Origin of the sequence: Bacteroides sp. D22 (assembly GCF_000163675.1) — a bacterium.
Classification (GTDB): Bacteria; Bacteroidota; Bacteroidia; order Bacteroidales; family Bacteroidaceae; genus Bacteroides; species Bacteroides xylanisolvens.
Genome location: NZ_GG774802.1, coordinates 127,366 through 140,466, shown reverse-complemented (window position 1 = coordinate 140,466; position 13,101 = coordinate 127,366). Strand labels below are relative to the sequence as shown.

Genomic DNA, 13,101 nt, shown 5'->3' with positions numbered 1-13,101 from the left:
CTTATCTGTCATTCTGAAAGCCGTGAAATCCGTGTAATCTGTGCCTAATAATACAAAATTATTTAGCCCATTTTTGTTGTGCATTTGGTAATTCTGTCCAGGCCTTCTCTACATAGTTCTTACTACTATCCACTACAATCAGAATATGATCGTTTCCACTGCAATAACCACTGTCGTGCTGGAATTTGTGCACTCCGTTATCAAATTCTCCGATGTATTCCAGTTTACCATCTTTCGTGGTGTACCACCAGGCATTCTTTTTTGCGCCGCTAATCTTGCTGAAATCAACTTCCATCGGACGTCCGGTATAGTTGTATACCATCAGATAATCATTTCCACGTGTAGCGATAGCGCGGTCATAACGTTCTCCATTCTGTCCTGTGATGATAGACTGATCGGGTATGCGTTCGAAGAACGGGAAAGTCAACATCAGGTTTTTCAGATACTTCATCTGATTGTAGCCCGGATCATTCAACGCATCATACCAAGGTTTCTTTGCACCATAAGCACCACCTACACCCGGTTTGATAAATTGCATGATGGAATTATGACCGTAAGTATGTCCGAAAGAACCTGCAAATACAGACCAATAAGCATAACGACGTACGTCATAATCCTTCCACAACAGTTCGTTTTCATCGTGCAGACCATGAGGTATTTCTTCATAGATCGGTTCACCGTCAATCACAGGCTTCATGGGTTTCATGGCCAGGCTGCGTTCTACAAAACGCCAGTTATCTTCTTCCGTATTTTCTTCGATAGGGTAGTCACCATCTCCGAAACGTTGCCCGTAGCGACGATGTCCGCTTTGAAACATGTTGAAATCCAACCAGGGAGCGTTATTGAACCAAGTTGCGGAAGTTGTTCTTCCACGTGGATGGAATGTCATCAGGTGATTTTTGTCGATAGCTTTGATAGAGGTTGCCAAAGCTTCCCATTCAGCAGTTTTCACGTCGCCACGGATATCTCCACCGATAAACCAGATAATATTCGGTTCGTCCTTATAACGCTCTGCCAAAAACTTGCCGTATGCTTTTGCCTGTTCTACAGTCATCTCGCCCCGGTTCACCGGGCTTCCCCAAATGCAGACCATGCCGATATACTGACCTTTCTTGGCTGCTGTACGGATAATGTAATCCATGTGATCCCAATAACCGTATACGCCTTTTTGATTGATGTTTTTGAAGTTGTATCCGTCAATCATCGAATATTGTCCGTAGATATTCATAGACGGAACATTGTTCAACGTTTGAACCTGAATCACGTTGTATCCGCGACGTTTGCATTGTTCCAGGTAATATTCGGCTTCATCCCGGTTCAAGCGTTCGGGCAATAGCCAACCGGTTTCTCCTAACCAAAAGAAAGGAGCACCGTTTTCGTGTTTCAGGTAACGTCCCTCTTCGGAAACTACGAGTTTGCCGTTGTCCCAGGGGATATACGTCTTTTGTGTTTTCTTCTGTGCTGCAGCCGAAGTTGCCATTGTCAATAGCAGCAACAAAAGGGGAATAATCTTGAATTTTCTCATTGTATTTTATCGTTTTTAGTTTATTTTTTAGTCATTTTCTCATACTCAATAGCAGCCAAGATGAATGAACCTACCGATTTCGGATCATTTTCTATGATCGGTTCACTGATATAATATTCAAATGAGCCGTCACGATATCTTTTTGAATCTCCGCCCAATCCTGCAACAGCACAGCAATTGGTAATTGTATAGCTGCCATCCTCTTCCAAACGGGTAAATGTCTTTACCATTCCGTCAAAGGCTTTTTGTGTCGGTTCGATATACTCGTTGCCAATATATCCTTTATTGATAGCTTTGGCAAGCGTATAGATAAACAGGGCAGTGGCAGATGATTCCAAATAATTACCTTCACGTGCTCCCTGATCGGTTACCTGATACCAGGTTCCGGATGAAGGATCTTGGTATTTCACAATCGCTTTTGCCAATCCCTGTAGAATTTGTATAATGCTGTCGCGTCCGGTAGTTTCCTGTGGCAGGAAGTCCAGTACATCTACAATAGCAGCTCCATACCATCCGATACTGCGACTCCAAAAATTAGGAGAACAACCCGTTTCAGGATTTGACCATTTCTGTTCGCGACTTTCATCCCATCCGTGATAATAAAGTCCTGTTGCAGGATCATAAGTCTTGCTATTTATCAAAAGAATCTGTTTTGTTGCTTCGTCAAATAAAGCGGGCTCATTAAAAGTAGCACCATATTGAACCAGATAAGGAGAAGCCATAAAAATTCCGTCCAGCCACATTTGATGAGGATATCTCAATTTATGCCAGAATCCTCCCTCACTGGTACGAGGTTGCTCTGCCATTTGCTTGCGCAAAGTATCCATGGCTATTTTGTAACGTTCGTCTCCGGTCTGTGCGTAAAGATCGAAAAGAATCTTTCCGCCGTTGACATTATCAATATTGAATGAAAGATATTTCATGGTTTTGATATGTCCGTCAGCATCGATCAGACTATCTGCATATATTTTGGCATACTCATAATATACGCTGTCCCCGGTATGTTTCCATTCTTCCAACATGGATTTCACTACTAGTCCGTGGGTATATCCCCAGCGTGGTTTTTTAGCTTTTTCAATCATCCAGGGTTCGGGGAAACGTTTCATTTCGGAGCGTGCCATGCGTTCACTCCATTTTTCCGTTTCTGTTTTTTGAGGTGCTGCGCAAGCCAGGAAACAAGCAGTTCCACAGGCGACAATCAGTTTCAATAAGTTTTTGTTCATATCGGTCGAGTTATTATTTTCCAATCAATACATATTCTTTTCCTGCTTTGGTAGGTAGGTCATAGAGGTATGTCTCTGCAATTTCCACTTTGTTCAAGTTGGCCTTTTCGTTAATCAATGGCTCCGGAATGGTGGGGACTGCATAAAGAGGGTTCGGATTTTCACCTTTGGCACGCTTCAAGCCATTCCCGGTTAATGGGTTGAGCGAACGTAAACGACAATTTCCTCCCTTATGAGATTTGACAACCAGTCGGCTGACTTTCCCGTTTTTCCAACTCAAATCAAGTTCGAAACCTCCACGGGCAATGATTCCTTTGATAGAACCTTCTTTCCAAACGGTAGGCAGTGCGGGAAGCAAATATATAAAACCGTCGTAGCTTTGCATCAACATCTCTGCAATGCCTGCGGCACAACCAAAGTTTCCATCAATCTGAAATGGCGGATGCGCATCGAACAGGTTAGGGTAGGTGCCTCCTTTTTTCTTTTCATTGCGTACGAGAGTCAGCTGGTCAGTTATCAGCTTGTAGGCGTGGTCGCCATCAAGCAGGCGTGCCCAAAGGCAAACTTTCCATCCCATGCTCCACCCGGTCGACGGGTCGCCACGATGAATCAGAGAAGTACGTGCTGCATCAAATAGTTCAGGAGTACGGTAAGGGGAAATCTGATTGCTGGGGAAGAGTCCGTACAAATGAGAAATGTGACGATGTACGTCCTTCGGATCATCCCAGTCGAACATCCACTCTTGTAATTGCCCCCAATGTCCCACCTGCATGGGAGCCATTTCTTTGAGACGTTGTGTCAGATGAGAGGCAAACTCCTGATCTGTATCCAGTATTTGAGAAGCAGATATAATTGCTGTCCAAAGATCGAAAATCAATTGGTTGTCCATGGTGCATCCGGCAGCTGTAGTAGCTTTCCCGTTACTTCCCGAATGTACATTCTCCGGTGAATTACTGGGGCAGACTACCAGCCAGTTGTGTACGGGTTCTTTCACCATAATTTCATCAAAGAAACGTCCGGACTCTTTCAGTATCGGATAGACAGAACGCAGGAATTCCACATCTCCGGTGTATAGATAACGCTCCCAAAGATGTCGGCAAAGCCATGCGCCACCACTGGGCCACATACCCGAAGGAGCTTTGTCAACTGCTCCTGTGATGCGCCATATATCCGTGTTATGATGCAACACCCATCCGTTGGCTCCATACATAATCTTAGCCGTCTCTTTTCCTGTGTTACTCACTTCTTTTATCAGACGGAATAACGGTTCATTCAGTTCACTTAGATTCGTTACTTCCGAAGGCCAGTAATTCATTTCCAAATTGATGTTACAAGTATATTTGCTATCCCAGGAAGGGAATAATTTGTCATTCCAAATTCCTTGTAAATTGGCGGGTTGTCCTCCCGGTTGGGAAGAACAGATCAACAAATAACGTCCGAATTGAAAATAGGTGGCAACCAGATGTGTGTCATTGGTGTTTTTGAAATTCTCCACACGCTTATCGGTGGTTACATTCGCATATTGGTCTCGTCCCAAATCAAGAGAAACGCGTGTCAGATATTGTCGGTAAAAATCAACATGATTCTTCTTCGATTCAATGAACGGATGAACCATTGCTTTCGCCAAATAGTTCTTTGCCCGCTCTGTCTGATTACCGGTGATATCTTGATAGTTGTTGAAATTAGTTGCAATGGATACATAGATAACCGCTTCGTCGGCTTTCTCAACAGAAAGTATTCCATCGGCACAAGCTATTTTCCCACCTTTATTTTTAGCAGTCAATCTGCCTTGAAATTCTACTTTCCCTTTCAATCCTTCATGCAAGGAAGAGACTCCCGAGAGTGTCACACAGTTTCCCTCTTCAGAAGCGATCATAACATCCTGGTGAGGGGAAGTGAGTTGTGCATTGAAAGTAATTTGTCCAGGACGATTGGCGGTCAGTCGTACCATTACTACCTGATCGGTGAATGAGGTGATCGTTTCGCGTTGATACTGCACTCCGTCTACTTCATAACGTACGATTGCACGTGCGGAATCCAGACTTAATTCCCTGTAATAATTGGAATAACGTGTATGACCTGGAAAAGCGATTCGCAGGTCACCAAAACTTTGGTATGGCATTCCTGAATTAGTCTTTGCCATTACCTTTTCTGTGGCCAGTGTCTGAGCTTCAAGGTATTTTCCGGCAAAGACCAGTTCACGCACTTTCGGAATATATTCCAGTGCATCTGGATTGGCGTTATTATTGGGACGTCCCGCCCAAATGCTTTCTTCGTTTAGTTGTATTTGTTCTGTGCCTGGTGTTCCATATACCATGGCCCCCAAACGACCATTCCCAAGGGGTAATGCCTCGGTCCATACCTGTGCGGGACAGTCGTACCATAGCTTGTATTCGGGTACAGAAGACTTCTGTTCCTGCGCCTGAATACAACCAACAGACATCGTGACGAACAGATATCCGATTAATCTCTTTTTATTCATTTCCTTCCAATTGCTTTTATACTTTTATAAAAGGACGATTGAAAGGGATTTTTGTACCCACTATGCAGGCAGTAAGAAAGGGAGAAGACTAAAAATAAGTTAGCAAACTTAAACACAGTTCTAAAGCCATTAAAATAGATGAATTTCGACAAACAAACAGATATACTGATTGTTGTCACATTGAATCATTCGTTTTTTTATTCACCTAAAAAATACAGATTATGGCAAAGAATTCTCCCGATGAAGGAAAAAACATCAAAATGGTAGAAAAGCAGGCGGTTGAAGCCTCTATGATCAACCTCAAAGAGTACCGGGCAAAAAGGCAATTCGGTAAAACACCGGAACCGATGGCGGATACGGTGGAAACTCCCAATCGAATGCCTGTTTTTGTTGTTCAGAAGCATGATGCCAGTCATTTTCATTTCGATTTTCGTTTGGAAGTGGATGGAGTATTAAAAAGTTGGGTGGTGCCTAAAGGACCTTCCATGAATCCAAAAGATAAGAGGTTGGCCATAGAAGTAGAAGACCACCCCTTGAGTTATGCGCACTTTGAAGGAGTTATACCGGAAGGTAACTATGGAGCAGGTACGGTGGAAATATGGGATAGTGGAACCTATGCTTACGTTGGTAATAATCGTAACATTTCCGCTGCTATTAAAAATGGAATACTTGAATTCAAGTTACACGGGCATAAACTCAAAGGGCTATTTGTCCTTATACATACCAATATGGATGATCAGGATAAAGACTGGCTGTTGATAAAGAAAGATGATGTATTTGCGGCCACTCACGTTTACGATGCAAAGATTATTCCGTCTTATGATGAGGTATTCCTGTAAACTATGATCTGACAGTACTTATCAGAAGTCTATTATTTTCAAATTATATACGCGGCTTGATAATTCTACTTATTTCATTATTCTAATGATTAAGTGGAACTATATGCTCGTGTGGTTGTATTGTTTTGTGATAAAATATTTTACAATTACTATGTTTTACCAAATAAAATGATGATTTTAGAATCTATCCCTTGATATTTCGGTAACAAACGATATTGTTACCACTTTTGATAGAAAACACCCATTGCTTTTGTTAGAATCTACCTCATATGTGGACGTTGAAAAGTTTATACTTGTGCCGGATTTAGACACGTTAAAAGGTCATCAAACGTGTTTTGCTGAAAATGTAAGTATTAATCAAATCCTATATAAGTATGAATGATTGTTACCTGAGTTTATTATTAAACTTTCGCGCTTTACTTTCTATAGATAGTGGAGCCAATTTAGTAAACAGTAAACAAGCTATTGGCGTAATTTTGCCTGATTTATCATTGCTTGGTTATGCAGTTCCCGTAGAGAGTTTCGGCATTGGGCTATTTATTGTTTTGTTTGCGTATCTTACGGTAGAGTATAATGTCCAGTTGTTGTCACATGAAAAACTTAAGATAGCTATGAACATGCTCCATACTACGCATACCCCGTTGATACTGTTACGAAATCAATTGGAAGAACTTAAAACCGGTAATCTTCCCGAATCGCTTTCCCAACAAGTAGAAGAGGCATTGGGGTATACCGAATGCATCATATATTGCAATCAGAATATTGTAACCCTTAATAAGGTAAACAAAAAAATACTTCCTAAGACATCAACGGCAAATTTGGAACTCTCTTCTTATATTACTTCTATTGTCAATCAATGTCGACCTTATGCTGATTCGCGCCGTATACAACTGACTGTCAGCGAATGTTCGGATTGCGTCAGTTGCAGGATCAATGAGAACATAATGACGGCAGCGCTTCAACATCTTATAAGCAAACTAATTTTGGCTTCCGATTTAGGCTGTTGCATATCAATCAATATAACACATACAATAGATTCCTGGCAGTTGCAGATTACTAATTGTGAGATAGCAGACAAAAGAGTAGGGAAAATGTTTCCTTTTATTCCGGTCATATTTCCCATATATGGGTATAGTGATTTGTGGACTGTAAGAAAAATCATTCGCCTGCATGGTGGAAAAATAAACGGATATAGACATGGCAAATCATTTGCTTTCCAAATTGTCATTCCAACAGATTGTCATTGCCGGAATCAGGAATGTTCGGCTATCAAACATTCTTCAACAAACACGAAGAAAAAAACTAAAGAATCTTCAGAAAGTGATAAAGATGATACCCCGAATACTAAAACAAAAGATACATCCCATATCTTATTGGTAATGGCGGACGGGGCATTCAGGAATTATTTAAAAAAAGCCTTATCGCGGTATTTTCAGATTTCAGCTTTGGAGGATCCTGATTTGCTGAAGGATACAGTAGTCCGCCAAAATCCTGATGCTATAATTATTGACGATAATGTAAACGGAACAAATGGAGATACACTTAGTTTCCGGATCAAAACAGATAAAATGATAGGGTATATACCGGTTGTTCTTTTGATAAGGGCCTTTGATAACGAAAGTTATTTGTCTCATTTAGGAAGTGGGGCGGATCGTCTGGAATTACGAACAGAAAGCATTTGCAGGCTAAGGGCAAACATACGTATGCTTGTAGAAAACCGCATGGTCTTGCGTGAACGGGTCAAATTGTTTTTGTCGGATGCTGTTTTCCCAATGGTACCCACCAAAGAAGAAATGGAAACAGAAAATACGGATCAGATATTTATGGATAAAGTCAATAAAATCCTGGAAACGAACCTTTCTACTGATAAATATACAATAGATAAATTAAGCATCGATATAGGAATGAGCCGTACTGCTTTTTATAGCAGGATACGAGAGATAACCGGGAATCCTCCGGAAAATTATATCTATTCGTTCAAAATGGGCAGGGCACTTAAACTGCTGGCCTCCCAACAATACACTGTTTCGGAAATTGCAGGAATGCTGGGATATTGTGATGCTAAATATTTTGGAAAGAAGTTCAAAGACTTTTATCATGTATGTCCTACGGATTACATTAAAAGTATTATAGGGTAAAAGAATATATAGTACATATTTTCAGTTTAAATGATATAAACTAAAATATGTACTATATTCATTGTAAATATTAGATAGAGAAGAACATATAGCTTTGCTAATTAAAGGAAACCTATCAAGTATTTGAACTTAGACTAAAATAATGTGTTATATAACAATATACGATTCAATCTGATATATAGAAAGACCGTTCTAAAAATTCAATCATTTCATTTTCGTGTTCTTTAGCCAATTTCATTGTCCAATTTTGATAGTTAAAGTCAGCGAGTTTACACATTAAAAACATCTTAATGCTTTGCAGTGATTTGTTGCTGATTTGCTCATGGATTCGGGCAAACTTTATTTGTATATGGTCATTACTTTGTTGTGAATTGAAACTTTGAGAAATCATGGCAAGATTGCCAAATGAATGTACAGCTTCTTCCTCCCATTCTTCATTGTGTGATTCGTCTTGAGGATGCAGATGTTCAATAGAACGATTTCTCCGAAACACATAGTGCTCTACAATCTTCTGTTCTTCTTCATTGAAGAAAGTGCTGCGTTGTTCCCAAAGGTAATAGTCTAAACGCCAAAACCAGTACCTAATGTTACCGGATGCTTTATATGAAAGATCTTTTCTGGCAGGTAATATGCTGTGACGTTCATTATCTTCTTTTTTAAGGAATGCGAGCATCTCTGCACAGGACTGGAGTTCGTCTTGCTCTAATTTTCTCAAATAAGGTTTAAGCCAATTGTAGAAAGCCTCCGTTGAAACGTAAAGCATCGATTGGTATTGCTTTAATTTATCATTATCATCCTTTGGACCTTTCAGAATTAAACTGTAATTACCCTGCCCATCCTTGATATCTCTTCTAATCGTATAATAATCAAGCAGTAGCCGATAATAAAGCATTTTTTCGTAAAATTCCCCTGCAGTGAAATGCGTTTTCAGAGCATCAAACTTCTCTATCAGTTTATCCGGTTGATAATGACTGGCTGGTTGCTCGCCACCAGTACATACATCAAGCACCAAAAGAAGAAACTCCGGAAATGATATAATACTGTTTTCGCCATCTTCATAGCTATTCTGTTTAAACTCTATTTTTTCAGGTTGGATTACATCTATAGAATACTCCTCCTCGTCATCGAGAGACGTATATCTGCACTTTTCTAAAGCTTCATGAAATCGTTTCTGACGACAAAGACTTATAGCTTCTTCATAAAATTGACGGTAACAAGCCTCGTCTTGGTTTTCTTCCTTCGCAATGATAGGATGATCCATCATGGAGGCCAGATTCCAAATATGCGTCAAGTAATCCTGTTCCTTTTCTCCCCGCATCAGTTGCACTTTGAGAATCTCATGCTGTTCTAGTCCTTTTCCTTGTGCATTCATCGCTTCAAAATATTTATTCAGCGAAGTGGTATCTGCAAGATAGCTTGATGGTAAGTAAGAAAAGAAAAATGTCAATCGTGTGAAAACCTGTTGCACAAACTCAATCCGTTCCTCCTGAGTATTAAAATTGGATTCTAAGAAACCTTTTATAGCGGCGAGTCCCTCTTCCATATTCTTATTGACATACGCTTTAGTCGGATAACCTTTGATCTTGCTCTTTATATATGCCTTATCATCGCTTCTCGCTATGAAATTAAGGCGATTACCATCCATTAAGAAACCGGACCATTTATCATCATATTCCTTAAAAATGATGGCAAAAAGAGTTATGACTGTAAATCGTTGCTGACCGTCAATTAAGTCATAATGATTTTTCATATCAATACAAGTAAGCATACCGAGATAATATGGCTCATCGGCAGGCATCTTTGCAAAATGCTCCTTAAGATCAAAAAGAAGTTTGGTAACCTCTTTCTTTTTCCATGCAAATAAACGTTGGTAAAGCGGAATAGAAAACTTAAACTGACTTGTAGCAATAAGTTCCGGCGTATATTTATTCTCCATATTCATTGTTTTTCTTTTCGATTATTGTTTTATCCGAAAAATCATTTAGCTCACAGAAGATACGTCTTAAACATCTATAGAATCGCTCTTTGATGTCACCTTCTTGCTCCAATCCACTAATCCTGATATAAGGAATGGCCTCGGCAAGAAAGAATGTGGGTGAAGATGCCTGATCTATCATCATTATAATTTCTGAATCTTTTGCGAATTCACGAATCTTATAAAAGATAGCGCGCGTGGCACTATATCTATGCTGCGCCATGATTCCGGCAATACAGAACAACGCTTCAGATAAATATTGATGTCCGAATTTTATAAAATAACCGAACATGAGGCTTTCTATGATATCGGCATATTTCCAATGAGACTCCCATTGAAGATGATTCCTTAGTAGCTGTATTTGCCTGGTACGGATAAACTCCTTGTATTTATCTACAAAAATAGAAGTGTATGCAAAGAAATGCGAACCACCTTGGATTTTCTCATAGAAATAGAATTTTTCTCCAAAAGCAGGAATACTGGACATAATACGGGCAGCCGAAAACTCTTCCTTTACCTTGCGTGGCTGAAATTCCTCCACATTATGCTTCCGCATCCATTTTCTTAATCTGAAGAGATGTACTCCCAAAGTATGGGTAAGATAAGAATCTCCATTGTTGTCACATTCTAATGAAAGATCGTTCCATCTCATAGCAAGATGCTCTGCTTGATCCTCAATGTTTAGATAGCGTAGATGGTGCGCTTTTAGCAAATCATAGTCTGAAAGTGATACACCCTTTGAATTTTGATTTGAGAAGAATGTATATGCCAGATCGAGATTGCTATCATTAAGAATTAGTACAGAGAAAATCAGGTGATGGGACAGACGTTCCAACATAGTTGTGTCTGTATTTCTCTGATTGAGAGTTCTAATCAGTACTTTGTTATTGGCCACATGGAGACGTGCGTCTTTTGATATGAATTTTTGTTTAAGCAAAGGCATCTGCCCCGTATATCCTAACTCGCGCATAATAAGCGTTAAAGTGACAAGGCGTTGTTGTCCATCAATTATGTTGTAAAGAGTGCAATCATTCACAGTTCTTCTTTGTAAGATGATAGATCCTAAATGATAGTCACTGTTGTGGGGCATTTCAAGCAAATTGTCCCAAAGGTCTGTAACATTTTTATCTTCCCAGCAATAGGTTCGCTGATAATCGGGAATAACCAAATTGGAAGAAAATAAATCTTGCAAATTTTTGGTTTCCAAAACGACCTTTTCTTGAGAATTGGTAAGTTCTTTAAACTCTAATTCCCGTGTATATGGGCTGGAAATCTCATTCTTTTTGTGAAGATTGAATTTATCAATACAATCTTTTGTGTTACAATAATTAGCCATATTTATTTAATCGCTTGCTTCACAAGGCTCATGATATATTCTAAATATTTAGTATCCGAGATTTTGAGTTCATAATCTCCATTACCAAAATGTCCGACAGTTGAAATATCCCTTGTTAATTGCTTACTATCTTCTAAATGTCCTTTGGCTACATTTATAGTAAGCTTTATTCCATTTTTCTGGATTTCAAGTGCACAAATATGGCTGTTGGCCTTTTTGAATGAAATATACCACTTTTGTGGTTTAACTTCAATTTCTGTATTCAAATTAAGAATTGCATTCTTATAACTCTCGTATAATTCTACTACATCATCAGATTTTCCTTTTAATAAATTTTCCTCCGAATACTCTTTAATTTTCTCTGTTACTTCTTTAAATTCCGGACTATTCTGCATCACAGTTTTAATACTTGCCGATGCGTGACTTTTACGAATAGGGGTGATGAATACACTATCATTCTCATAGCGCTTCACTTCCCATAACTCAATGGATAAATCTTTGAAGTTGACGGCCTCTCGTTGGTTAGGCGTGAATCCTTGTGAAACAAAAACGACTTTTGTCTGCGACCAGTCCACATCATTCCGTTTCAAGTTCCTAGCTTGTGTTTCATTATATTCCAGAATAAAATCAGCCTGATTTTGCAGCATTAGGCTTAGGTAAGTAAACCCTTGATCTATGACACTGGAGTTTCTTTCCCTCTTATATTCAATGATAACAAAAGCCTTCGATTGAGGATCAAAGGCAAGCGTATCAATACGGCGGTCTTTAATCGTAAATTCGGACTTTATCATTTCAAGTCCCATGATTTCGGACATATTGGTTTCAAACATGCGTTGAATATCTCTTTCCAATTTAAAAGGCTTTTCCTTTATTTCAGAAAAGACGCCTGAAGTATTATATTTGTAAAGTGCCATAATTTTATTTTGAATTGTTTTGCGGATTCAGACTTTCTTAACTATATATTATTTTTTAGAAAACCTCCATGGGTGAGGCTCGTTTTCACTTTCATACTGTGGCATTCTTATACGTGCAGACTGAATGAGTGGTTCATCCTCAGAATATATATTCGATTGCCATTTTATGGTTAAACCACTGGGGCGTAGAAAAGAAGCGTTACCAAACAGGTCCTCCCATAAATGTTGTGGGTGAAAATCATCTGTACCATTGATGTATTCCTCTCCATCCTTTCCAATATATTTATAGCCACGGATCAAGAAGGAAGCCCGATACTTTTGGTATTCATCATCCTCAAAAGTTACATCCACTCCCGATAAATGGGGCCAAAGTGTACCTTTGGGAAAGAAAGGCAGATTACCTTTATGGTACATTTTAGGCTCATGTATCCCATCTGTTTCTTCGCTGTGGAAATAGAATTCTATATCTAACAGATAAATATGATATTCATCTTTATTAACGACAAAATAACCTCCGTACAAAGCTGCTCTTGCTATTTCTGTAAATTGCACCGATAATGTTTGTAAATCATTTGCTGGCGAGAAACGCTTTAACAATACTGGTAAACTTCTGTCCATGGTTATTTCTTATTATTTGTTTATTATACATTCTGGAGTAATTCTAATATC

At 39.3% G+C, this 13,101-nt stretch carries 9 protein-coding genes; 2 read left to right on the top strand and 7 right to left on the bottom strand.

Features of this window, described 5'->3' with window-relative positions:
* Positions 1-58 precede the first annotated feature (58 nt).
* The 3 genes from HMPREF0106_RS15635 to HMPREF0106_RS15645 are packed head-to-tail and all read right to left on the bottom strand — an operon-like array spanning position 59 to position 5,230.
* Entirely contained in the window at positions 59-1,525 is a 1,467-nt protein-coding gene (locus HMPREF0106_RS15635) for a glycoside hydrolase family 140 protein (protein ID WP_004308230.1), read from the bottom strand.
* A gap of 20 nt (positions 1,526-1,545) precedes the next feature.
* Positions 1,546-2,748 carry a glycoside hydrolase family 105 protein gene (locus HMPREF0106_RS15640; protein ID WP_008017793.1) on the bottom strand — a complete coding sequence of 401 codons (1,203 nt, stop codon included), beginning with the start codon at positions 2,746-2,748 and terminating at the stop codon, positions 1,546-1,548.
* Positions 2,749-2,761: 13 nt separating this feature from the next.
* A complete protein-coding gene (locus HMPREF0106_RS15645; protein ID WP_009039627.1) occupies positions 2,762-5,230 on the bottom strand; it encodes a glycosyl hydrolase family 95 catalytic domain-containing protein in 2,469 nt (822 codons plus the stop codon).
* Positions 5,231-5,451: 221 nt separating this feature from the next.
* Here HMPREF0106_RS15645 and HMPREF0106_RS15650 point away from each other — a divergent pair, with 221 nt between their 5' ends.
* Together HMPREF0106_RS15650 and HMPREF0106_RS15655 are read left to right on the top strand one after the other, a co-directional pair.
* On the top strand, positions 5,452-6,069 hold the full coding sequence (locus HMPREF0106_RS15650; protein WP_004308227.1) for a DNA polymerase ligase N-terminal domain-containing protein: 618 nt from the start codon (positions 5,452-5,454) through the stop codon (positions 6,067-6,069).
* 374 nt (positions 6,070-6,443) lie between these two features.
* Positions 6,444-8,207, top strand: a complete 1,764-nt coding sequence (locus HMPREF0106_RS15655; protein WP_004317577.1) for a helix-turn-helix domain-containing protein — start codon at positions 6,444-6,446, stop codon at positions 8,205-8,207.
* 166 nt (positions 8,208-8,373) lie between these two features.
* Here the strand turns inward: HMPREF0106_RS15655 and HMPREF0106_RS15660 are convergent, their stop codons facing one another.
* Genes HMPREF0106_RS15660 through HMPREF0106_RS15675 form a run of 4 tightly spaced genes read right to left on the bottom strand, consistent with a single transcriptional unit; the run spans position 8,374 to position 13,050 of the window.
* Complete coding sequence (locus tag HMPREF0106_RS15660; RefSeq protein ID WP_009039626.1) at positions 8,374-10,149, bottom strand: DUF262 domain-containing protein; 1,776 nt, start codon at positions 10,147-10,149, stop codon at positions 8,374-8,376.
* On the bottom strand, positions 10,133-11,518 hold the full coding sequence (locus HMPREF0106_RS15665; protein WP_009039625.1) for a DUF262 domain-containing protein: 1,386 nt from the start codon (positions 11,516-11,518) through the stop codon (positions 10,133-10,135). The genes HMPREF0106_RS15660 and HMPREF0106_RS15665 overlap by 17 nt, the downstream gene beginning before the upstream one ends.
* A gap of 2 nt (positions 11,519-11,520) precedes the next feature.
* Positions 11,521-12,432, bottom strand: coding sequence for a DUF5655 domain-containing protein (locus tag HMPREF0106_RS15670; protein WP_009039624.1), 912 nt, complete (start codon positions 12,430-12,432; stop codon positions 11,521-11,523).
* Between the two features lie 48 nt (positions 12,433-12,480).
* A complete protein-coding gene (locus tag HMPREF0106_RS15675; protein WP_004318408.1) occupies positions 12,481-13,050 on the bottom strand; it encodes a hypothetical protein in 570 nt (189 codons plus the stop codon).
* Positions 13,051-13,101 lie beyond the last annotated feature (51 nt).